25 protein-coding genes are annotated in these 22,919 nt (G+C 50.8%); 9 read left to right on the forward strand and 16 right to left on the reverse strand.

Annotated elements, in window-relative coordinates; all coding sequences use genetic code 11:
- Nucleotide 1: 1 nt before the first annotated feature.
- A complete protein-coding gene (locus C6Y40_RS18465; protein WP_240622012.1) occupies nt 2-1,294 on the reverse strand; it encodes a spinster family MFS transporter in 1,293 nt (430 codons plus the stop codon).
- A 189-nt stretch (nt 1,295-1,483) separates the two neighbouring features.
- On the opposite strand from C6Y40_RS18465, the gene C6Y40_RS18470 reads away from it, so the two are divergent.
- Nucleotides 1,484-2,236 carry a thioesterase family protein gene (locus C6Y40_RS18470; RefSeq protein ID WP_240622013.1) on the forward strand — a complete coding sequence of 251 codons (753 nt, stop codon included), beginning with the start codon at nt 1,484-1,486 and terminating at the stop codon, nt 2,234-2,236.
- 173 nt (nt 2,237-2,409) lie between these two features.
- Here C6Y40_RS18470 and C6Y40_RS18475 read toward each other — a convergent pair whose 3' ends face one another.
- The 4 genes from C6Y40_RS18475 to C6Y40_RS18490 form a co-directional block, all read right to left on the reverse strand.
- Complete coding sequence (locus tag C6Y40_RS18475; RefSeq protein ID WP_105935877.1) at nt 2,410-5,361, reverse strand: TonB-dependent receptor; 2,952 nt, start codon at nt 5,359-5,361, stop codon at nt 2,410-2,412.
- A 76-nt stretch (nt 5,362-5,437) separates the two neighbouring features.
- Nucleotides 5,438-8,086, reverse strand: a complete 2,649-nt coding sequence (locus tag C6Y40_RS18480; protein WP_105935878.1) for a glycoside hydrolase family 16 protein — start codon at nt 8,084-8,086, stop codon at nt 5,438-5,440.
- 534 nt (nt 8,087-8,620) lie between these two features.
- Entirely contained in the window at nt 8,621-9,469 is an 849-nt protein-coding gene (locus C6Y40_RS18485) for an HDOD domain-containing protein (RefSeq protein WP_105935879.1), read from the reverse strand.
- A gap of 114 nt (nt 9,470-9,583) precedes the next feature.
- A complete protein-coding gene (locus C6Y40_RS18490; protein ID WP_105935880.1) occupies nt 9,584-10,651 on the reverse strand; it encodes a 2-dehydropantoate 2-reductase in 1,068 nt (355 codons plus the stop codon).
- Between the two features lie 70 nt (nt 10,652-10,721).
- On the opposite strand from C6Y40_RS18490, the gene C6Y40_RS18495 reads away from it, so the two are divergent.
- Entirely contained in the window at nt 10,722-11,951 is a 1,230-nt protein-coding gene (locus tag C6Y40_RS18495) for a glycosyltransferase (RefSeq protein WP_240622014.1), read from the forward strand.
- Nucleotides 11,952-12,007: 56 nt separating this feature from the next.
- Nucleotides 12,008-12,454: a hypothetical protein gene (locus C6Y40_RS18500; protein WP_105935881.1), complete on the forward strand. Its 447-nt coding sequence runs from the start codon at nt 12,008-12,010 to the stop codon at nt 12,452-12,454.
- Here C6Y40_RS18500 and C6Y40_RS18505 read toward each other — a convergent pair whose 3' ends face one another.
- The gene (locus C6Y40_RS18505) at nt 12,455-12,865 is read right to left on the reverse strand and encodes a SufE family protein (protein WP_105935882.1); all 411 of its coding nucleotides are present in this window, start codon (nt 12,863-12,865) and stop codon (nt 12,455-12,457) included. It abuts the gene before it with no gap.
- Nucleotides 12,852-13,223, reverse strand: a complete 372-nt coding sequence (locus C6Y40_RS18510; RefSeq protein WP_105935883.1) for a DUF2750 domain-containing protein — start codon at nt 13,221-13,223, stop codon at nt 12,852-12,854. Before C6Y40_RS18510 ends, C6Y40_RS18505 begins: the two co-directional genes overlap by 14 nt.
- A gap of 138 nt (nt 13,224-13,361) precedes the next feature.
- Between C6Y40_RS18510 and xthA the strand changes: the two genes are divergently transcribed.
- Nucleotides 13,362-14,171 (forward strand): exodeoxyribonuclease III, encoded by an 810-nt coding sequence (gene xthA / locus C6Y40_RS18515; RefSeq protein ID WP_105935884.1) that lies wholly within the window; start codon nt 13,362-13,364, stop codon nt 14,169-14,171.
- A gap of 3 nt (nt 14,172-14,174) precedes the next feature.
- On the forward strand, nt 14,175-14,825 hold the full coding sequence (locus C6Y40_RS18520) for an energy-coupling factor ABC transporter permease (protein WP_105935885.1): 651 nt from the start codon (nt 14,175-14,177) through the stop codon (nt 14,823-14,825).
- Nucleotides 14,826-14,832: 7 nt separating this feature from the next.
- Here the strand turns inward: C6Y40_RS18520 and C6Y40_RS18525 are convergent, their stop codons facing one another.
- Nucleotides 14,833-16,260: an ATP-binding protein gene (locus C6Y40_RS18525; RefSeq protein WP_105935886.1), complete on the reverse strand. Its 1,428-nt coding sequence runs from the start codon at nt 16,258-16,260 to the stop codon at nt 14,833-14,835.
- The gene (locus C6Y40_RS18530; protein ID WP_105935887.1) at nt 16,257-16,961 is read right to left on the reverse strand and encodes a response regulator; all 705 of its coding nucleotides are present in this window, start codon (nt 16,959-16,961) and stop codon (nt 16,257-16,259) included. Before C6Y40_RS18530 ends, C6Y40_RS18525 begins: the two co-directional genes overlap by 4 nt.
- A 153-nt stretch (nt 16,962-17,114) precedes the next feature.
- On the opposite strand from C6Y40_RS18530, the gene C6Y40_RS18535 reads away from it, so the two are divergent.
- Nucleotides 17,115-17,498: a hypothetical protein gene (locus C6Y40_RS18535; protein ID WP_105935888.1), complete on the forward strand. Its 384-nt coding sequence runs from the start codon at nt 17,115-17,117 to the stop codon at nt 17,496-17,498.
- Nucleotides 17,499-17,543: 45 nt separating this feature from the next.
- Here the strand turns inward: C6Y40_RS18535 and C6Y40_RS18540 are convergent, their stop codons facing one another.
- Genes C6Y40_RS18540 through C6Y40_RS18550 form a run of 3 tightly spaced genes read right to left on the reverse strand, consistent with a single transcriptional unit; the run spans nt 17,544 to nt 18,794 of the window.
- On the reverse strand, nt 17,544-18,080 hold the full coding sequence (locus C6Y40_RS18540) for a GNAT family N-acetyltransferase (protein ID WP_170308532.1): 537 nt from the start codon (nt 18,078-18,080) through the stop codon (nt 17,544-17,546).
- The gene (locus tag C6Y40_RS18545) at nt 18,061-18,303 is read right to left on the reverse strand and encodes a hypothetical protein (RefSeq protein ID WP_105935890.1); all 243 of its coding nucleotides are present in this window, start codon (nt 18,301-18,303) and stop codon (nt 18,061-18,063) included. Before C6Y40_RS18545 ends, C6Y40_RS18540 begins: the two co-directional genes overlap by 20 nt.
- A 32-nt stretch (nt 18,304-18,335) precedes the next feature.
- Nucleotides 18,336-18,794, reverse strand: a complete 459-nt coding sequence (locus C6Y40_RS18550) for a YaiI/YqxD family protein (protein WP_105935891.1) — start codon at nt 18,792-18,794, stop codon at nt 18,336-18,338.
- Between the two features lie 211 nt (nt 18,795-19,005).
- On the opposite strand from C6Y40_RS18550, the gene C6Y40_RS18555 reads away from it, so the two are divergent.
- From C6Y40_RS18555 to C6Y40_RS18565, 3 genes are read left to right on the forward strand one after another with little or no spacing between them, the layout of a single operon-like run.
- Nucleotides 19,006-19,536 carry a helix-turn-helix domain-containing protein gene (locus tag C6Y40_RS18555; protein ID WP_105935892.1) on the forward strand — a complete coding sequence of 177 codons (531 nt, stop codon included), beginning with the start codon at nt 19,006-19,008 and terminating at the stop codon, nt 19,534-19,536.
- Nucleotides 19,529-20,263, forward strand: coding sequence for an AzlC family ABC transporter permease (locus C6Y40_RS18560; protein WP_105935893.1), 735 nt, complete (start codon nt 19,529-19,531; stop codon nt 20,261-20,263). The genes C6Y40_RS18555 and C6Y40_RS18560 overlap by 8 nt, the downstream gene beginning before the upstream one ends.
- Nucleotides 20,253-20,597 (forward strand): AzlD domain-containing protein, encoded by a 345-nt coding sequence (locus C6Y40_RS18565; RefSeq protein WP_105935894.1) that lies wholly within the window; start codon nt 20,253-20,255, stop codon nt 20,595-20,597. Before C6Y40_RS18560 ends, C6Y40_RS18565 begins: the two co-directional genes overlap by 11 nt.
- A gap of 70 nt (nt 20,598-20,667) precedes the next feature.
- On the opposite strand, the gene C6Y40_RS18570 is transcribed toward C6Y40_RS18565, so the two are convergent.
- The 4 genes from C6Y40_RS18570 to C6Y40_RS18580 form a co-directional block, all read right to left on the reverse strand.
- Nucleotides 20,668-21,540, reverse strand: coding sequence for a flagellar assembly protein T N-terminal domain-containing protein (locus C6Y40_RS18570; protein ID WP_105935895.1), 873 nt, complete (start codon nt 21,538-21,540; stop codon nt 20,668-20,670).
- A gap of 84 nt (nt 21,541-21,624) precedes the next feature.
- Complete coding sequence (locus C6Y40_RS18575) at nt 21,625-22,017, reverse strand: Dabb family protein (protein WP_105935896.1); 393 nt, start codon at nt 22,015-22,017, stop codon at nt 21,625-21,627.
- Nucleotides 22,018-22,105: 88 nt separating this feature from the next.
- Nucleotides 22,106-22,243, reverse strand: a complete 138-nt coding sequence (locus C6Y40_RS24830) for a hypothetical protein (RefSeq protein ID WP_170308533.1) — start codon at nt 22,241-22,243, stop codon at nt 22,106-22,108.
- Nucleotides 22,244-22,372: 129 nt separating this feature from the next.
- Nucleotides 22,373-22,900, reverse strand: a complete 528-nt coding sequence (locus tag C6Y40_RS18580; protein WP_105935897.1) for a phosphoribosyltransferase — start codon at nt 22,898-22,900, stop codon at nt 22,373-22,375.
- Nucleotides 22,901-22,919: the final 19 nt, after the last annotated feature.

The following is a 22,919-nucleotide window of genomic DNA, read 5'->3' on the forward strand; positions in this document are numbered from 1 at the left end:
TTTAGCCGTGAGCCTGGCGTTTAGCCAGGTCTTGCGGTAATCGTAACGACGTCCAGCCAAACACCAGTATTGATAACACAAATGGAATAGCCAGCCAGTCAAGTGCAGCGATCAGCCCTTCCAATTCACCCAGACTCGCCGTGTAATGCTCGCTCAGTACGCCCACAAACGTTGGACCACCGCCAAGCGCAATCAGGTTGAGAACAAAGAAAAATAACGCGGTAGACATGGCCCGGCAATTGGCCGGAGACAGCGTTTGAGCCATGGCAAAACACGGCCCGAAATATGTGCCGCTGGTGACCTGCAATAAAGTAAAACCAGCAATCGCCAGCCACAGCGATTCACTGTGAATTGCCAGCAAAAAGGCCGGCACGCCAACGCACAGAGCAAGCGCTGGCAGGCGCGCATAAGCACCGGGATTGCTACGCCCCCACTTATCAGCAATAACGCCGCCGGCCCACACGCCAATGGCATATAAAGTGCCGTTGATAACCCCAAAAACCACCAGTAACCAGACAATGTCCACTTCACTGAAGCGCCGCACGAAGTAATCCATCTGCCAGCCAACCACCGCATAGTTAGCAAACGACGACAACGTGATGCCCAGTACCATGCCCCACCAACTCGGCGTTTTAAGTAGCTCAACAATACTATCGAGCATGGGTCGCTGGCGCTCCTGCTCGGTTTGCTGTCGCACAGGCTCTTTTACCGTCAGTTTAAGCACAATAGCCAGTAAAATACCGGGTAGCCCTACCGCTATCATTACCGAGCGCCAGTTGGCCTGCCCTCCGCTGAGCACAAATGCTGAGGCCAGATACGCCAGCATAATGCCAAAGGGAATGCCCAGCGCATAAAGCGCCATGGCCGTGGCCCGCTCTTTCGGAGCAAACAGATCTGCAATCATACTGTGCGCCGGCGGCGTGCCGCCGGCTTCGCCAATCCCCACACCAATCCTGCATAAGGCCAGTTGCAGATAGTTACCTGCCATGCCCGACAGAGCGGTAAAGCCACTCCATAGCGTCAACGATAGTGTAATAATGTTTACCCGGCTGTAGCGGTCTGCCAGCCAGGCCACCGGAATACCCATTACGGTATACAACACCGCAAAGTAAATACCTTTTAAATAGCCAAGCTGAGCATCATCCAACCCTAAATCCTGCTTAATAAATGGCGATAAAATACCAATGATCTGACGGTCGATAAAATTAAACGCGTACACCAGCGTGAGCATCAGCAATACGTAATACCGATAGCGATCAGGCTTTGCAGCGGGGGGAACAGAATTAGGGTTCACACATCACCTGTGATACAAATACATTAACAAGCAGACTTATAGCGGAATATCATTAAGAATAAGTCGAAACGCGGCCAGCGAGCCGGGATAATACCATTCTATTAATCTGATGTTGAACTCTGTATGCACATAGACAAACTATTAGCTCTGACTTCCGACGTAACTACTATAAACGATAATGAGTGGCTGATGACCCACCCAGGCCTGCCCGATACCTGGGGTCAGGGGCGCACTGCCTTTGGCGGCATCACTGCCGGTTTCCTGCATCACGCTCTGGCTCAGGTAGTTGAGAAAGACCGTAGCTTAAGGGCTTATCACACCAACTTTATCGGGCCGGTGAGTTTCGATAAACCACTTGAGCTCATTGTTGAGAAGTTACGTTCTGGGCGCAATATGTCGCAATACCTCGCCAGGCTGCAGCAGGATGGCAAAGTCTGTGTTTGTGTGCAGGCCTGTTTCGGTGTAGAGCGCAGTTCAAAAATACAGGTGGATAAACTGCCTTCCCATTCGATGAAGCTGCCGCAAAAAGCCAAGTTTATTCCGCAAATTCCTAAGGTGACACCGCGCTTTTTCCGTCACTACCAACTGGCTATCGAACAAGGCCAGATCCCGTTCAGCTGGAGTAAGCACAGTCATTACCATGGCTGGATGCGCTTTAAAGAGGCCGTCAGTGACTTTAATTACACTCACCTGATCTCACTGATTGATGCCTGGCCGCCGGCTATCATTCAGCAACTCAAATTACCGGCACCGGTAAGCACCGTAAGCTGGGATATTGAATTGGTGCAACCACTTGCGCTAACTACCGAAAATCCCTGGTTTGGCTACCAGGTAGATACCAAACTCGCCAGTGGTGGCTATGCCCACACCGAAGCAACCATCTGGGACGATAAAGTGCGCGTAATCGCTCTCAGCCGCCAGACCATCGCTGTCTTCGATTAAGTTGTAGCACGACATAAAAAACCCGGCACACGCCGGGTAAATTTTTAACGCACTTATTATTATTATAAAGCTAGCAAGGTAAATTGCCGGAGTCAGAACTCACTGCCCCGACAACCTTTAACTAATCAGTGGAGAGCTAGTGCTAACTCTCCACAGGTTGGTTGGGAGGTTGATTAGTTAAATCCGTAACGAACACCCAGCGCATAGCGTGTGCCATACTGGCGGGCAAACAGGAACTGCTCCTCATAACGGCCGTAACCCTGTTCCGTCTCGTTGTTCAGGTTTAACGCATCTAAGAACACGGTGAGGTTTTCATTGATGTCGTAGTTAATGCTCATATCCACCTGACCATAGTCTTTAAAGAACTGTGGTGGTGCATCAGCAGAACCCTGAGCCTGACCAACGCCTAACAGGTAATCATCACGCCAGGCGTAAGTCACCTTCACTGACAGACCGTCTTTTTCATAAAACGCCTGCAGGTTAGCTGAGTCGCCCAAACCGGTTAATGGCGCCTGTTGAGTAAGACTGTCTACATCAAACTCTACATCACCGTTAACGAAGGTGGCGTTCACGTTAAACCCAAAACCGGTTTCACCAATCATGTGCTGCAGCGCCACTTCCACACCATCTACCGATTTTGCATCAGTGTTATTTGGCTGGCTGACATTCCACACAATCAATGGATCATTGCTGTTTGGCTCAATCTGACCGTCGGCATTACCATGACCATTGGCCAGCATCTGATCGAAGATCGCGGTGCTGGTTGCCTGCTCACCGCGGGCTTCAATATCGGCAATCGCCTGCTGATAGCGCGGACCATTGTAGATGTCGTACAAACCATCGATGGTGGTTTCGGTAATCGTGGTCTGAATGAAGTTATCAACGTCTTTCTTAAACCATACGATTGACGCGTAACTGGCTTCACCGTAATAGTACTCAAGCGCTACATCGAGGTTAGTCGACTCGAACGGTAACAGGTTCGGATTACCCTGTGAGCCAGTTCGTGAACCTGGTTTCGGGCTACCGCTCAGGGCACGACCACCGGCTAAGAAGCCCAATGGTGCACGTGACATAGTTTTACCCCATGATACCCTGGCCTGTAACTCGTCGGTAACGTCCAGACGGAAGTCGATCGACGGCAGGAACACATCGTGTGAGCCTTCCTGGGTCAGGTAGTTGGCGGTACCGCCTTCCTCGTACTGCATGATCCACTCAGAGGCTGCCACCCAGTTTACCTGCTGCTCAACACGCTGACGTACAGTACTGGTTACATCCGTTTCTTCATAACGGGCACCGGCAATCAACTGTGCTGGATAGTCACCAATATCAAATTCCCATTCGGTCTGAACGTAAATACTGTTGGTCACTTCCTCTACTTCACTTTCGCCCGTGATGCCATTGAAGTAAGCATCAGGTACATAAGCGTCGCCGCCCATGATGTCTTCAGTCAGGTAGGCCATTTGACGCGCTACGGCTTCATCGAAGTCGTAGGTGTAGTAATAGTTAGGCATCAGGTCAGCGCCACCACCAGCGAACTCATCCAGGAAACTACCAGTGTCATATCGGGTAAACATGCTGTCCGGGAAGATTTCCGGGAAAGACGGGTTAAAGCCCGGACCGCCGCGCAGACCGCTCCACGCATTGGTGCCGTACATGGTTTGCTCAGTGCGGGCAAAACCAAATTTAACCAGCGGCATAGGGATATCAAATTTAGAGTTGTACCACTCACCGTCAAACTGCAGCTGTTCTACATTTGATTCACCCGGCGAGTGAATAAACTGACTGAAGTTAGAGTCGATTTCACTTGGCATTAACTCGTTGGTGCCGTTTTGCCATCTGATAAAAGCAGACGGTACTTCACCGTCACGGTAGTCGTATATTTTGGTTATCAGTTTATCCGAACCCAGAATAATCTGGCCATTACTGCCCATGCCGTCGTCTGCACCGTTATCGATTTCATTGCTGGAGTCGTGATAATCAATGTTGAACTTCAGATCGTCAGTCACCTGCCAGTCGATATTCAGACCGATTGAGCGGGCATCTACCTCTGTGGTTTCACGGAAAGCGGTAAATGAGCCATCGTTCCCACCAATATCTGCGTAAATTGCCGTACCGTTTTCATCCAGCTCGTAACCGTTAATGTTACCGCCAAATTCATTCCAGATACCCCAGCCAACACTCTCCAGCCCCACAATCGCATTGGTCATGGTGTAGTCGAGTGTCATGGTAATGTCGTCGTTAGGCGCATATTGAAACGTCAACTGAGCATTGGTACGGTCGTTTTCCACATTGTCGATACCATAGTTCATATCTTTCGGGAAAAAGTAGTTACCAATGCGGTTGCCTTCATCATCCACGGCGCGCGGATCGATCATGGTGGATTCGTTATATTCCGGCAAATCCACATTCGCCTGCCAGCCCTGAATATTGGCCTGCTGACGCTGGAAGTCACGCTGATAATGAGAGAAGCTTACCGCAAATCCCAGTTTATCATCGTTGAAAGTATTACTGTAAATACCGGCGATTTCCGGCGTTACATCATCCCCTTCCACTACAGACGTATCATGCAGCGCTTTGGCCATAAACGAGTAACGTTGACCTGGTTGTTGTAATGGCTTTGAGGTAACAATGTTTACGGTCGCCCCCAAACCACCGCTTGGCAGTTCGGCCTTGGCCGTTTTGTACACTTCCAGGGCACTGACGCCCTCAGAAGAAAGGTGTTGCAGGCTGTAAGAACGGGTAAAACCCGTACCCGGCATCTGACGACCGTTTAAAGTGATCAGGTTAAAGCCCGGGCCAAAACCACGCACGGTGATTTCACTCCCCTCACCGTTGGCACGGCTTACCGAGACACCCGTAATACGTTGCAGTGATTCAGCCAGGTTAGAGTCCGGGAATTTACCCATTTCTTCCGCTGAAATCGCATCCATCACACCCGGCGTGCTGCGCTTGATATCCATGGCACGAATTAAACTGCCCCGGATCCCCTGCACTTCGATAACTTCTACCGACGGATCCTGATCAGACTCGTTACCTTCCTGCGCGAAGGCTGCCTGACCTGCGGTGCCCAGCAATAACCCTACGGCTATGGCCAGACGATTTTTATTAAAAGTTGTGTAGTTCATAGTTCGATACTCACGTTTTATTCTTTACCTTGTGCAAGTACCGGCCTGTAGGCTGCGGCACCTGCGACCGGCTGCATTACTCGGCAGCGATTTCTGCGTTATCGATACGGTAGACGGCGCCGTCGCCAGTCCCCCAAGCCGGGAAGACCATCAGTACATTGATGTCACTGATATCCAGGCCAGCATCGAATAACTGTTGCAAGGTAAAGGTGTAGGTTTGCCATTGACCCAGGACTGGCGCTTCGCCTTCCACACTGTCAGTCAGTGGCAGTTCAACAGCGGTTGCCGCACCGGTAGATTCAATTTTGAATAACCAGCTTGAGTCCGGGTCAGACGGGTTAGATACCACTTTCATGTCAAAGCGAACCACCCCTGTGCTCAGCAGAGCGGAAGCGTCGTAAGACACGCCGTCATCGGCCAGAAAGCCCATTACCGTTGGCTGCGAGCCAATAATGAACTGTGCTACGGCACCTTTGCTGTCGTCTTCGTCCATCTCTACTGTTGGTGTAGAACCACCACAGCAATCCCAAATAGACCAGCCATCGGCGGCGACATCTTCGAACAGTTTAATGCCGTTAGCCGATTCCGCAGACGGGTCGTAGATGCGGGCGTTATCCACACGGTAAACCGCGCCATTACCGGTTCCCCAGGCTGGGAAAATCATCACCACGTCAATGGCACTAACATCCAGACCACCAGCTGATAAATCAGACAGTTTAAAGGTATAGGTCTGCCATTCGCCGGTTACCGGAGCAACGCCTTCCTGACTGTCAGTAACAGGCAGTTCTACCGCGGTAGCTCCGTCACTGGATTCCAGCTTGATTAACCATGAGGCATCCGGGCTCGATGGCGCATCAACCACTTTCATTTCAAATTCCAGTACACCGGTTTCTAAAATGGCACTGGCGTCAAACGGTGTATCACCACCACCATTGGCACCGCGGGTAATAAAGCCCATTACGGTTGGCGCTTCGCCAATTGAGAACTGTGCAACCAGACCATGATCATCATCGTCGAGTTCTTCAGTAGGCATAGAGCCGCCACAACAGTCCCACATTACCCAATCCGGGTTTTCACCGTCGTCAAAGAACACCACTTCCGGTGATGGTGCTTTAATTTCAACGTTATCCAACTGGTAAACGGCACCTTCGCCCAGTCCCCACGACGGGAACACCATCAGCACGTCAATTGCGCTCACATCCAGCCCAATATCTGCCAGCATCTGCAGCGGAAATACATAGGTCTGCCATTCGCCAACCACAGGAGTGACACCGTCGCGGTTATCAGCCAGAGGCAATTCGGCAGCACTTGCCGCATTGTTGCTCTCCACCTTGAATAACCAGGCAGCATCCGGGCTGGCCGGTGCAGACACGACTTTCATATCAAATGAGATCACGCCGGTTTCCAGCATGCCAGAGCCATCAAAAGGAGAAGCCTGACCGTTTTCGTCGGTAATAAACTCATCACGGCTGATAAACCCGTTAACCGTGGGCGAAGCACCCACCATGAATTCATACACGGCACCCTGATCCGGATCTTCAACAATCATTGGCGTTGAACCACCACAACAGTCCCAGGCAGGCCAGTTAGGATTCGCCGCATCGTTAAAGATGGTCAGGTTTTGTACCACACCACTTGATGGTGGTGTTGGGATAGGCGCCTCACCTTCAACCAGCGCATCATCCAGGCTTTCGTAGCCAGGCCGGATGGTTTCACAACCTTTACCGGTGTCCGGGTCAGATGCACACTCATACACATGTACATAGTCGATAACGTATTCCTGGCCAGCGGCAAACGCTTCCGCGTCGATGCCCATATTATTGACGTTTTCAGGCCAGTCACCGCCAACCGCCAGGTTCAGTAACAGGTGGAATTCCTGATCGAACGGCGCGTTATTCCAGAAAGTCGTTAACTCACCGGTGATTTGATCGTAGTACTCAGCAAACCAACCACGGTGGCTCAGACCCATAGCCTCACCGCTGGCGTTATAGCGTACTGTAGACTTACGCTGGGTGGCATACAGATAACCGTCTACATACCAGCGAATTTCCCCTTCCTGCCATTCAATAGCATAGGTGTGGAAATCATCAGCCGGATTCATGTCTGCCGGGAACTCATAAGCTTTACCGGAGTTCACATTGTTTGGCCAGTCGCGCCCATAATGCAGAGTACCGTGAATGTTAGACTCAACATTCCCCTCTTCGTCGGCCACTTTCAGGTTAACGGCTTCCATAATGTCGATCTCGCCGGATTTCGGCCAACCGCCATACACATAGTCGGTAGGCAGCATCCAGAATGCCGGCCAGCTGCCCTGCCCTGAAGGCAGTTTGGCACGCATTTCAAAACGACCGTATTTAAAATCGCCTTTATAACGGGTGTTTAACCGGGCAGACGTGTAAGGCTTCTCAGCCCCTTCCTCTGCAGGCAGTGCAACGATATGCAGCATACCATCGGCGACATAGGAGTTTGCCGGATCATCGGTATAGCATTGTTGCTCATTGTTACCGCCGCCGGCGCAATTTACTTCGTGTGTCCATTTAGCGCTATCGATTGCGCTACCATCAAAATCATCACTCCAGACTAATTGCCAGTCGGTTACCGGCTGAGCCGGATCAACGGTGGTAAAATCTGATTCTGTTTTGGCGCTTTCGCCGCCACAACCCATCAGCGTTGCCGCGGTCATAGCAGCAAGCAACCGAGATAGTTGCATTGTTGTGTTTTTCATTCTTCAGCCCCGATCTAAACGGAATTTATGTTGCGTCACCTGTCGGCTTTCATCCGCCGCAAAAGTGTAAGCGCTTACATGTGCAATCAAAGAATTATGTAAGCGCTTACAGAGATTATTACATTAAGTTAGAGAAGTAAATTCAAATTAACAATTTTTTTACTATAAAGTGCATCACGATTGTGATTTTTCGTTTGTGTCACCAGCGCGGCTGGTTCGTTGAGCCACGTTTATGCCCTTATCATAAAATCTTCTTTAATTACATTGATTTGCATTGATCATACTCAACTACCTACCGGAGTGAAAGCGAATTGGAGCGTGGTTTTTAAAGCAGTAAACGCACACACCGCCTGCCGTTTTATGCTTGGGTGTAAGGAAAAACGGACAACTGGCAAATCATTTGTTTAACAATTGAACAATGGTTAAATACAGCAGGATCAGGCACAATAGCGGCGTTTCCGGTCGTTTTTATGTAAGCGCAATCATTTATTCAGAACAATGAATTGACTACCAGCGCATAAGACAATACGTGTTTCAGTAAAGCATGAAGGCACTTGGGTTAAATAAGCTCATCACACTGAGACACTGGAGATTAGTAATGTCCAGCGCGTCTTCCAGATCCTCGTGAGCCAGGCCCAGGGTTTCATGTAAATGGGGCAGCAGATTGTTATAGCTTGGATAAACCTCGGTGTTTACATTGTCCAGTGCCAGTACATAGGACAACTGCAGGATCTGAACATCCAGATCGGTCGCCGGTGTATCAGTATTATGAATTTGCACCAAAGGATTGCTGATGGCCTCGGGAATTCCCCAGTTTTTTATAATTTCAGCCGACAGCGCCGAATAGGTAAAGCCACAGATAGCCTGTTGCAACTCCGCCGGTTTCACCCGGGCATTAAATGCGGTGCAGCGCTGCGCCTCTTTGGGAAACATTGAAACCATCGCCAGCTCACCAATATTATGCAGCAACCCTGACACAAACAACCGCTCTGACTCTTTGTGTTTCTTTTGCTCGGCAATGTATTTAGCCAGCAAACCGCAGCTAACGCTCTGTTCCCAGAACCGATCCAGGTCGATAATTTTGGCTTCGACATTACGAAACGCGTGGGAAATACCGTAGGCTAACGCCAAATCATAGGCGGCACGGGTACCTATCACCTGCAATGCCTTGGTGATAGTGTCGATACGGTTGGGAAATTTATACAACGCACTGTTAGCCACTTTTAGCAGCTGGCCGGTCAGTGCCGGGTCGAAGGCGATAATTTCGCCAATATCATCCATGCTGGCAGCGCTATCATCCATGCACGCTTTCAGACGAGTCACTGCTTCAGGTAACACGAAAATCTCGGTAGCTTGTGAAGCAATTTCAGACACATTTTTCATATTAAAGCCTCTGCTGCGAAAGCAATCCTTTTCAATACTTATTCACAACAATATCCATTCTCTGCACTAATGGTATAGCGCATCTCTGCTGGCACTGCCACTAAATTGGCGTCATTATTCCAAGTGTAGCTTAAATTTCAAAGTATTCCCGTCCAAAGGGCGTCGCGCTGCGACTAGTGCCGAGGTTTCCAGGGATTTCACCAGGTCCGCCACGCTTTTATTTATCGGACAGGCTACTCCGCTTAGGGCCCCCTGCTCTGCCACTGCGCCGTTAAGATAATCTATTTCGGTTACCCGGCCGGCCTGCAAATCCCACCACATAGAAGAACGCGCAGTAGGTTCTATATGCAACATAGCGCTGGCCAGACGCTTAAACAGCCAGTCAGGTAAACGCAAAACGGCGGGTAAATAGCGGGCTGGTACCCGGGTAAGCCGGGGGAGCCTGATGTTGCAGGCGGCAGTCACCGCCAACAGTTCATCCATCAGCGCTGCAATCACCTGCCGGCAAGCTCTGTCGAGCAGCATGGTTCTGACCGGCTGATTCACAATAGCATTGATACTGTTTGCCAGATTGAGCTGCAACTTAGCCCAGGCGACGGCTTCAATCCCCTTGTGCCAGTGGAGCATCAGAAGTTTATGCTGCACCGCGCACAGTGCTCTGGTTACCTCTGGCGCCAAATCCTCTGGCTGCTCCAGGTAAAACTCCCCTTCCGTGCTCTTTTGCAACTGCTTCAGTGATTCATCCCAAACCACGTTACAGCCCACAATGCCATGTAAAACGCGAATACCTGGTAAGTACTTTCGGGTAAGCGCTGTTGCGCCAAGCCCGTTCTGACAACACACTATGATACAATCCGGCGCGATCACCGGCTGTAAACGCGCCAGCATTTCTTCTAATGCCGTATTTTTAACTGTCAGCCAGATAATGCTACGCTCGATTTTCGCCGGTAACTCTTTCAGGCACTGCCCTGCGTTTGCTTTATACTCTGCTTTGTTACCGGCATAGTCGGTCAGGCTTATGCCCTCAGCCAGACGCCCCAGCCAGTTTGGGCGCCCAATAAAGCTCACCCGGGCAGATTGGCCAATAATACCGCCCACAAAGCTGCCAATTAAGCCACTACCCACAATGACATGCTGATATTGCGCCATAAAAGTTATCCGCACGGTGAAAGATACGCTCATGTTACCCGACTTTACTCGTGTGCAAAGCACAAGCCATGGTATATTTGCGGTTTTGAGCGTTGAGCCTGATATGACAGAAAAGGTGTTGATAATTGGCGCGGTATGGCCGGAGTCAAAATCTTCCGCGGCCGGGCAGAATATGGCTGCGTTAATTAAACTGTTTGCCGCTCGGGACTTCGGCATCCATTTTGCCAGCGCGGCGGCCGAAAGCCTGCATAGGGACAACGACCTGCTTCTCGCGTGTACGCTGCACACAATAAGTCTTAATGACGCCTCCTTCGACACTTTCATTGCAAAGCTTAACCCCGCCATCGTCATCTTCGACCGTTTTATGACCGAAGAGCAGTTTTCAGCGCGGGTTAAACAGCATTGCCCCGATGCGCTGCATATGCTCAATACCGAGGATTTACACAGTCTGCGTCATGCCCGCCATGAAGCGGTTAAGCAAGGAGGACCACCCAACGACGCAAAATTAAACAATGCCTTTTCACAGCGCGAGATAGCCGCCATTTTGCGCAGCGATATCAGCCTCATTATTTCATCGGCAGAATACCGCCTGCTCACCGATTATTATCGGGTACCAGATAAACAGTTACAGCTATTTCCGCTCCAGCAACCACTGACTTCCCCGCCTGAGCTACCCGATTACCCGACGCGCCAGCACTTTATCACCGTGGGTAATTTTCGACACGCGCCAAACTGGGATGCGGTCTTGCAGTTAAAGCAATTATGGCCGGCCATCCGGGCCCGGTTACCCGATGCTGAACTACACATTTACGGGGCTTATCCACCGAAAAAAGCCACCCAGCTCCATAATGCGAAACAAGGCTTTGTTGTAAAGGGTTGGGTAAACGACATCGGCAAAGCAATGGCCAGCGCCCGGGTTTGCCTGGCACCACTTCGCTTTGGCGCCGGGATCAAAGGTAAACTGTTAACGGCCATGCAATACGCCACCCCCAGTGTTACCACAGAGGTTGGTGCTGAGGGCATTGCCAGTGCTGGAGAATGGCCCGGAAAGGTGGTCAGCCTAACGCCGCCAGCGGCGTATATCGATGCTGCCTGCCAACTTTATCGCGAAGAAGCGCAGTGGCAACAAGCGAGTCAACAGGCTAAAACCATCACTGCTGCCTATCAGAACGCCCAGCACCAGGCGCAAGCCGCCTTATTTGAGAAAATTGCGGTTGCCCGTAACGATTTACCGGCATTTCGTCAAAGCTTATTTCTGCATAGCCTGATATGGCACCACAGCCTGCGTGCCTCACAGTTTATGAGTCAGTGGATAGAAGCGAAAAACCGCTAATCAGTTTTGCGGATAACCACGTATACACTTGTACGGGTTACCAACAGGACAGTCGAATGAGGCATTACCTTACACTTGGCCTGAGCATGTTTTTGCTCACTTTCAACCATACTGCCAGTGCACAATCGCGTTTGGCACCACAAAATATGATGGCGCTATGCCAGGGGCTCGGTCAGGCCACGGCTACAGTGGCCCAAGGCCGCGAACAGGGTGTCCCCGACGACAAAAACGAAGGTGTGCAAGTGCTTAAACGAATCTCTCAGCACAGCGGTAACGATTTTGTCAGTCACATTGGCCAGTTTCTTAACCAAACGCAAGACCTGCCATACCTTTGGCAGGGCATGTTGTATACTCACGCCTGCTGGCACAGTTATCAGGACAACCCCGCTCAGGTGAGTCTGATGTCGTCTCTGCTGCCTTTTCGCTGCGACATGGACAACCCCGCCATGGACTGTATTGATGAAACGTTTTTAACCCTGCCCGGCGAGGCAGCGCAAATTTGATCAGTTACTTACTGCAGATTGGTGCCGTATCTGCCTGATCACTTCAGCAATACCACTCGCCCGGGACTGGCTCAGATAACGTTCGAGCTGTATCGACGCAAACCAGTCATCAAAATCGAAGGCAGCAATTTGCTCAGGCGAAAGCTGATTGACTTTTTCCTGGATCACCGCCAGTACGCCACGGATTATTTTACTGTCTGACCAAGCCAGCATTGCTACGTGGTGGTTATCATCCACAGTGAGCTGCAACCACACCTGGCTCTGACACCCCTGCACTTCGCTGTGCTCGTTGCGAGCCTCAGCGTTCAGCGGATACAGCGCCTTGCCAGCCAGCATGAGTTGCCGTAACAGATTATCCCACCCCTTCGCCTGTGCCAGCTGCGCGGCAAGGTTGATGCTATTCGTCGTCATCAGTCAGTTGTAACAGTAATTCGTCGGCCGACGTAACAATGCCCTCGCGCAGATTGCCTGAGGGAAATAACACCAGACCAATCTGATTTTTTTTCAGGCCCGGCAACCAGGTCCCGGTAAACTCATCCAGCGCTATAGCCTGAGGCTTACTGTCGGGTAAGTCCTTACGCTGCCAGAACGCCACACTGGCCTCATCGGGCCAAACCGGCAGACAGGTTTGGGTATCACTGTCGACCATTACCCAGCCATCGGCCCCCATCAGCCCCCAGATAGTTTGGGTTTCCAGTACCCGCTCAACCAATAACTCTCCCCGCTCACGGGCCGGAAGCTGACTTTCCAGCTCTGTTTGTGCTGTCATAATGTGACTCAGTTAATTATTTTCGCCGATTATACCTGTTTCTGACAATTTGTAAGCCCGCGCGTAACCGGCGGTTAAGCTCAGCCTGGCTTTCTGGTACTATGCCCGGCATCGAAGATTTATCTACCCGTGGATTCAATGAAAGTCATTTCTTTTAATATAAACGGCATCCGTGCCCGCATTCATCAGTTAACCGCCCTTATCGAAAAGCACCAGCCGGATGTGGTGGGGTTACAGGAAATCAAAGTCGATAATCCCCAGTTTCCGGTCGCCGATATAGAAGCACTGGGTTACAACGTGTATTTTCATGGTCAGAAAGGCCACTACGGCGTGGCATTTATGACTAAGCAAACGCCAACCAAGGTGCAATACGGCTTTCCCACCGACGCTGAAGATGCCCAGCGGCGCATGATAATGGTCACGGTTGAAAACGACCAGGGCGAGCCGGTTACCCTGCTCAACGGCTATTTCCCACAAGGTGAAAACCGCAGTCATGAAACCAAATTCCCGGCCAAAGAAAAGTTCTATGCCGACCTGATGCACTATATCACCAGCGAACATACCCCTGAGGACAATCTGGTGATCATGGGCGATATGAATATTTCCCACACCGACAGTGATATTGGCATTGGCGAAGACAACCGCAAACGCTGGTTACGCACCGGTAAGTGCAGCTTTTTGCCAGAGGAACGGGAATGGCTCAATACGTTACTCGATTGGGGCTTACACGACAGTTTCCGCAGTCAGCATCCGGACTGTACTGATCAGTTCAGCTGGTTTGATTACCGCTCCAAAGGCTTTAACGATAATCGCGGCCTCAGAATCGATCTGATCCTGGCCACTCAGAGTATGCATAATACGTTGCAGGAAACCGGTATCGACTACGAACTTCGCGGTATCGAAAAGCCTTCTGATCATGCCCCCATCTGGGCCACCTACAAAGGATAAACCATGACCACATTACAACTGGTCGGGCTGTGTTTATTTGTGGTGTTGCTGGGCTTTATTGTCCGCAACATTCACTGGCCCGAGTTTGTTGCCTCTAAACAAAAGCAGCATATGCTGTTTGGCTGCGCAGCCGCCGTGTTCTTTTTATGGATTTTTCGCGCCAGTGTGCCCGGCGACCCGAGCCCCAGTGTGCATTTCATGTGGTTAGTAGCACTCGCGCTAATTCTCGGCTTCCGTTACGCCATGATAGCTGCCACCATCGCCCTGCTGGGTGCTACTGCCATTGGTAAGGAAAGCTGGGCGATGTTCGGCATTAACGGCATGCTTGGCATTGCGGCCCCCGTCGCCTTTAGCTACATGTTGTTTATGCTGGCGTTTCACAAGCTACCCAGAAACCTGTTTATTTACGTGTTTCTGTGCGCCTTCATTCCCGGTGCACTGGCCATCGCACTCAAAATTGCCTTAATGAGCGGCTACTACGTGCTGGACGGGGTTTATAGCTGGTCGGTGGTGAAAGATAACTACCTTATTCTTATTCCGTTGCTGCTGTTTCCGGAAGGCATGTTAAACGGCATGACCATGACCATTCTGATCATTTACTTTCCGGGTCTGGCTTACACTTTCCACGATAAATTCTATATCGACGGCAAGTAACACCTGGCTAGTTTCGTGTTGCCTGAGCGGCAACGCGAAACGTAAGCGTGACACATAAACCACCAGCCGGCTCCAGAGCAAAACTTATTTCACCCTCGTTAAGGCGCATGGCTTCGGCCGTTATGGCAAGCCCCAGGCCTAATCCGCCGGTATCAGAATTGCGCGCGCTGTCAGTACGATAAAACGCTTTGGTCAGTCGCTCAAGCTCTGGCGGGGCCACACCGGGACCATCATCGCAAATGATGACCTTAAACCACTCCTGCTCGCATTCACAACGCAGTGACACCGATGAACTGGCATATTTAAAGGCATTGCGCACCACATTTTCGATAGCCGTAACGAAAGGCTCCTCATAAATGTTTAAGGTGGCACTGCATAACGAATGTTGCCAGGCGATATTCATCCCTTTGGCTTCAAAAGCAGCATCTTCACACAGCTCATCCAGTAGTGCTTCTGTAGTGAGAAGCTGACGACCCTGTTGAATAGCATGGGCTTCCATGGTGGTCAGGTCACTCAGACGCTGGATATGCAAATTCAGCAGCTCGCTCTCTCTCTCAGCCCGCTCCAGCAGAGGCAAAATGGTGGCGTCATCAGATTTTTTGCGAACCAGTGCCAGTGTCATTTGCAGCCGGGTTAAAGGCGTGCGCAGCTCATGGGAAATATCGGCACTCTGGCGTTTCTGATTCTGGATAAGAGCGGCAATCCGCGCGGTCATATCATTAAACTGTTCAAACAGACGGGCAAACTGCGCATTGGACGCAAAACGTTTATCATCACTCGCCGGGTTATCCACCTCGATTTTGTGCGAGAGCTGTCCCCGCCCTACTGCGTTAAACGCACTGCCGAGACGGTTAAGCGGTTGCGCAATCGAACGCACCAGCAATAAGCTCATCACACTGGTAACGAGCAGAAAAATGCCAATAATGCTCCACCATGGCATAGTCCGAAAAATCTCCATTGGCCGGGGCCGTTCCGGTCGCCACAGGATGAGTTTGAGATCGGGCCGCGATGGCAGCACACCCGGGCCAAGTAAGCGAGTCCATTCCAGGTTAATATCGCGCAGGTGATCACTTTGCAGAAAGTACCAGAATCGCGGGTTTTCAAAGCGCTCTCGCAGTGATTTTCGCAACGGGGCACTGCTCAGGACAATCTCGAGCTCGTTATTAATCACAAACCACTCAAAGGGCATGCGCCGATCAGAATTGTTAAGCCTTCGGCCCAGACGTCGATAGTCTCCGTTACTGTTAGCAATCAGCGTATCCACATGGCTAACCACAGCATTGAGTAGATCACGATCTTTACCCTGCAGGTGATTTTCGTCGGAAAACTGTTGGATCAGCACGGCCGGAATGGCAATCGACAGTACCGACACTAATAGCGTCAGCCAGAACCAGCCGAGCACTTTGACATTAAAACTACGAATGGGGCTTATCATCCGCTGAAGATCCCGTAGCCCCTGCCGCGCTGACTTTTTATTTCACAAGCAGAGTCAGCCGCGCTGAGCTTTTTACGTAAATTACTGATATGAGTATCGATACTACGGTCGAAGGCCTGTAGTCGCCGGCCAAGGCATTGCTCCGACAAATCATCTTTACTGATCAGTTCGCCGGGCGCATTGGAAAGCTGCTTAAGCAGCGCAAACTCGCTGCCGGTAAGTTCCAACAACTGTTTTTTACAGCGCGCTTCCATCCGCTGTAAATCAAGCTGCAAATCGCCCAGCTCGATGCGTTTTGTCCGCGAGCCGGCGCCATTATTTTCGGGCTCGTCACTGCGGTCTTTGGTGCGGCGCATAATGGCCCGGATCCGTGCCAGTAACTCACGATCGTTAAACGGCTTGGCAAGGTAATCGTCGGCGCCAAGCTCAAGGCCCAGCACTTTGTCCAGATCGTCGCCACGGGCGGTCAGCATCAGTACCGGTACCTCACTATTCTGGCGCAGCACTTTAAGCACATCCAGACCATTCAGTTTGGGCAGCATAACGTCCAGCAAAATTAATTCGATATTATCGTAATGCAAAGCGGCGTTAAGGCCCGACTCACCGTCTGAGAAATGCAGCACTTCGTAGCCGGACATACCAAGAAATTCGGTCAGCAGCTCCGCCAGGCCGGCGTCATCTTCAATTAATAATAGGGTCATCTTTCTACTGTCTACCTCTATTGCTTAAGGCCAATAATGCCTGACTTTTCACATGTTCACAGCACATTTGCATATCTTAACGTTACCTGACTTTTAACCAGATACTATTAAAACCGTCCTCATACGGGGAAGCCAAATAACCAGGAGAACCTGATGAAACGTTTAATGAAAAAACTCTGCATTATTACCTGTGCCGCGATGATTGTTGGCACCGGCATCAGCGGCATGGCTATCGCCGCTAACAGCAACCAGTCACAGGCAGAACGCGAAATGCCGCTACTGCCGCCAATGATGGAGAGGCTGGCCGATAAGCTTGACCTTACCGAGGCCCAGCAAGCAGAGCTGAAAAGCCTCAAAGAGCGTCAGCAGGCTCTGCGCGCCGAGTTCTGGGAGGTCTTTACCGAAGAACAGAAAACCACCATGCTGCAGGCCATGATGAAGCACCGCAAAGACCGCGGTGGTGATAAACACTTCCGTAAAGGGCATCACAAGGGCGAGCGTGGAGAACGCCCGGATGATACCAACCCATCCCGCTAAAATTTTCCTCTTCCCAACTTTGGCCGCTTCACTCAGCGGCCTTTTTTATGCCGCCGACTTTTTTTTAACCACGTAGCGCCATACCACTGTGCCATCCTCTATTGCGACTTCACTTTCCAGCTCGCCGCCACAGTGTTCTATCGTCCGTCGCGAGGCACGGTTATTTTTATAACAATGAATATGCACATCACCAATTCCCAACTGGCGGGCAAAGTTGATAGATTGCTGCATCAGATAATTACCCAGCGACTGGCCACGGGCAGACGGGCGAACGCCAAGGCCAATATGCCCGCCGGCATAACGTAAATTATCGTTAAGGGTATGCCGAATATTGGCCACTGCCAGCAGTTCATCCCCGCTAACCAACCACAGCGTGGTACTTGCCACATAGCCATCCGGCAGGTTCACACCGGCAGCGAAATCAGCAATTTTTTGCAGCATCGCCGCAAAGTCACGATGGTCAAAATCCATCGGGAAAGGATAGCGCTCTTCCTCCCCCAACTCATCTATATATCGATTATAAGAAGCTTGCCAGGCCATACCCGGCGTTACCAGAGAGAGTTTATCGGGGTTGATTATCATTGTTCTTTTCCGGTAAATCATTACACAGTGCGCAGTACTGATTACGATGAAAATTCCACGCCCGCGTAGCTGCAAAGATACCCAGGCTAATCAGGGCCCAGAACAGCGCAAAGCTCAGTGAGTGTTTCAGGGTATAACCCTTAATGTATTGCGACAGGGTAAAAATGCCTGTGAGCACAGGCAACGCAACGGCATATTGGCGTAACCATTTTTTAACCGGCATAGACACGGGGAATTCCTTCTTGGTTTAGCGGATTAACTCTGGCGCTGCCTGAAAACCAGCCACTTATCCAGTTCATTGCCAAACGCCTGTTTTTCACTGGCTCCCAACGCCGGCGGCCCACCGGTTTGCACACCGCTGCTGCGCAGGGTATCCATAAAGTCGCGGATATTAAGCCGTGATTTTATATTTTCGCGGGTAAACAGTTCCCCCCGGGGGCTGAGCGCCTGAGCGCCTTTGGCGATAACTTCATCGGCCAGCGGAATATCACTGGTGATCACCAGATCATTTTCATTGCAGCGCTGGACAATTTCATTGTCGGCCACATCAAAGCCCTTAGGCACCTGAATACTGTTGATAAACTTTGATGGCGGCGTACGAATGTACTGATTGGCAATCAGCGTGACTTCGGTTTTGGTGCGATTAGCCGCCCGAAAAATAATTTCTTTAATGACCACCGGGCAGGCATCGGCATCAACCCAAATTTTTAGCATAAATGATTTAACAGATAAATTAGCATGCCGGCAATCATCCTACGCAGCGCAGCGAATAGCAACCTTAATGCCCGGGCGGTTTATTCAGTTTCGTCTCAATACTTTCATTCTGCCGTGCAACATGAAACGTTGAGCAGGTATAACTTGACAAACGAGCGTTCCTTTTATAGAACGTTCGATATATCGAACAACTTTACTGCTAATGCAAAGTATGGATAAAGCATCACTGATTACCCTTGGCCAGCACCTTCAGCAACTTCGTCTTGAACGAGGGCTGTCGTTATCTCAGTTGGCTGCCGATGCAGGCATTGCCAAGTCTAACCTGTCGCGGCTGGAACAAGGTAACGGTAATCCGACTCTCGACACCATCTGGCGATTGGCAGTGCAGTTAAATATGCCTTTTAGCGCACTGGTGGCACCGGTTAACAGCACCTTTGGTGAAACCGGCATGGAGGTCAGGCTCATTGATCAGGGTCAGGATAATCCAAAGGTAGATGCCTACTGGATGTCGGTAGCCCCGCATACCACACGCCACGCAGAGCCCCACACTGCAGGCACCACCGAGTCCATTACATTGATAAGCGGCAAACTGGAAGTGGGTACCACAGAAAACCTCAAGCAACTAAGCGCCGGGCAAACCTTTACTTTTGTTGCCGACCAACACCACCTGTATGCCACCGGAGAGCACGGCGCCACGTTTTTAATTACCATCATTTATCATCAGGCCAACCAACATGAATAATCGCCCCAGCGCTTCTTCATTGTCGCCCTGGCTGCAAGGCATGCGCGATGCCATGCCATTACTGGGCGGCTATATTCCCGTGGCAATCTCTTTTGGTCTCATTGCTACTCAGGCTAATTTCAGCGTATGGGAAGCCACTGCGATTTCGGCGTTGATTTATGCCGGCGCTTCGCAGTTTCTGATGGTCGCGATGCTGGCCAGTGGCGCATCGTTATGGCTGGTAGTGGTAATGACGCTACTAATTAATGCCCGTCACGTGGTATATGCTCCTAATTTAACACCACTGCTACCACCCGGGCGACGCTGGTTAGCGTTGATGCACGGGCTTACCGATCAGGTGTTTGCCCTGGCGCATAACCGTTTACCCCAGCTGCCCATGGCTACCCGCCTGGGCTGGTATTGCGGCGCAGCCTTGCTGGCCTGGGCAAGCTGGGTGCTGGGCACTACGTTAGGTGCGGTAGCCGGTGCCAGCCTGACTCAACAGTGGCCACTGCTTGGCGAGGTTATGCCCTTTGCCCTGCCGGCGCTCTTTCTGGTACTTATTGCGCCGCGCTTTACTTCGCCCCTGTGGTTTATTGTGCTTGGGATCACCATTGCCACGGCCTTATTGCTGGCAGTGCTGCAGTTTACTAATGCCGCCATTCCGGTGGCAGCCGCCGCCGGTGCGCTGGCTTATTATGCGCTAATGGCACTTAACCAAAAAACCGGAGCTGAGCATGGACACTAATCGTTGGCTGGTTATATTGCTGTGTGCTGCCGGCACCTTTCTGATTCGAGCCTTGCCGCTGGTGTGGACCCGCAGGCATCTGGCCCGCCAGCAAAATGACACGGCCAATACTCTGCCAACCTGGCTGGGACTGCTCGGGCCGCTAATGATTGCCGCCATGTTTGGCGTATCCCTGGTACCGGTTCGTCAGGATTGGGTGGGCGTTATCGCCACGCTGGCTGGTTGTGCCACCACGCTGCTCAGTTGGTATCGCAGCCGCACGCTTGGTAAGCCGGTGTTTATCGGTGTAGTCGTGTTTGGGTTTGTGACCTATGGTTTAACCCACCTGAGCTAACCGGGATACAGCTCTGTGCCTCGGGAGTAATGATTTAACTTATACTCAGCCCATTCGCAAAATTTACCTCTTACCGGGTGATCACCACATCGGCAGACACTTCGGCAAACTCAGCAACTTCTGGCGGGGTCTGAGGCGCTGCGGTTTTAGCAGTTGGCGGATTAACCGCTTTAATTTTGATGCCCCGTGTGCGATTGCGCACATCAGAGGACGTTTGCGAGTTATTAATAAGATACATACCTGATACCGGCGATTTTTGTAATTCGCCTAAAGGGTGCGTACTGGCATACAAAGTGAGCTGTTCTACGCCAACAGGCGGCGTGACTTCTAGCAGAAAGCTGTCTTTGGCGTCGGGCACGGTGTACAGCACCTGGCCCTGAAAATGGTTTTCACTGCGGTATGGGTTGGGCAGTAATTGTACCTGGGTGCCATCGTTCATGGTATACACCAGGCGTCCAAAGAACGGTTTATTGGCCTTCAGGTAAATGCTAACCTGCTCGCCCAGGGTATATTGCGCTTTGCTCAGCCATAACTTGACGGTAAGAGGAATGGTCGGGTCGGCAAGCAGCTCTTCACTGACAAATTGCTGATCGATATTTTTCTGCGGCGTGACCTCAGCGCGAATGGTTACCGTTAAACAGCCGTCTTGCAGCCGCCTTGACAAGACATCAAGGGTTTCTACCGAGGCATTGGAATAAGACTCAATCAGGTCCTCTACCACCACATAATTGTTCATCTTGCTGTAGCTGTCTACCGAGGTTTGCAACGCTTCAGCGGCATTGCGCCGGGCATCGGTAAGTGCCAGTTGCAGGCGCTGGGCATCTCCCCCTTCGGCCTCGCAGCTTTCGCCGGTTGCCTCAACAATAGAAGAATAAGCGGCTAATGCGCTCTGCGCAGAACACATTAACCATAACGCACCACAAAATATCGCTTTTTTAATCACCCTGACTACCCTAAACCTGCAGGCTATATGACCTTACTTTAGTGAAGAAGTCAGGGTAATACAATCAACTTAGTCCGCGCCCGCTCAGGGCTTAATGGCGTAATCCACCACAAACACACCGTCGAGGATTTCTAGCTCGCCCAATAACTCACCAAATTTACTGTGCTGTGGGTGTGGTAAGTATTTATCCCGCGCTTCGGCATTTTTAAAGGTCATCTGGTAAATGTGTGTAAAACCCTGATCAAGGTTTTCCGGGCTGTTATTAATGCCGTATTCAAAATTCAGAATGCCGGGGATCTTATCCTTCAGCGCTCTGAATGCATCCGTTACCTGCTGGATCTGGGCGGGCGAGCTGCCTTCTTTGTACTTAAATACAACAATGTGCCGAACCGGCTCATATTCATCGTCTTCGGCTGCTGCACACCAGGGTGATACCAACATCAAACCGACTATCGCTACCTTCCACCATTTCTGCATACTTTGTCTCAGTTGTTAAAAAAATGTGCTTTACCATAGCGATACCGGCCACGCAGAGCAACGGGTAATTACCGTTGCCGGATTAAATTTACAGCGCCTGACGCAATATATCGAAAACCGTAAGGCCTAAAGCAATTAGCACAACAATAGCGCAAAAAGCCAGTAAAGTAGTTACCCCGGCACGCTCCTGTTGGGGCAGCGATTTTAGCCATGTGTGGAATGTCATCTTTTTTTCCTAATCATTGCAAAATCCGAACTGCATACTGACTGATACGCCATATAACTACCACGACAATAGTCTGCCACACAGGGTGACACCACTATGACAGTACTTACTTTTCAATACGTTACAAATTTACTCTGCTATATTTTCCAGCCTGGCGATATAAGGAAGGTTGCGACTTTTGTTCTTCCAGGGTAAACCGTAGCCTACCAACAGTTCATCACTTTGCAAAGCCAGGCCGTAATATTCCTGAGCATCAACAGCCACCCGGCCCGGCTTTACAAATAAGGTCGCCACACTGATGGATTTCACCGCATGGTGAGAACGGATATGCGCCACCAGGCGTTTCATGGTTCCACCGGATTCAATGGCGTCATCCACCAGAATAACATCCTCGCCGGCAAGCGGCACATTGGGATGAAACATAATAGGCGATGCGTTATTTCGCTCTCCGGGGGTATGCGGACAAGAAATAGTTTCCATCAACACATCAAAATTGAGTTGCCGCAGCAGATCGGCACTAAAAAATATCCCGCCCGGAACCACTACAATCACCACTGCCCGCTCAAACAGGCCATTGAGTTGATCAGCTACGCGCTTTACGGCTTCGCTGATTTGTTCGGATGAGAGCACACACGCACCCATTGCATTGTTTGTCATAAGCAGCTCTGATTTAAAA

The organism is Marisediminitalea alba, from assembly GCF_002993365.1.
Lineage (GTDB): Bacteria > Pseudomonadota > Gammaproteobacteria > Enterobacterales > Alteromonadaceae > Alteromonas > Alteromonas alba.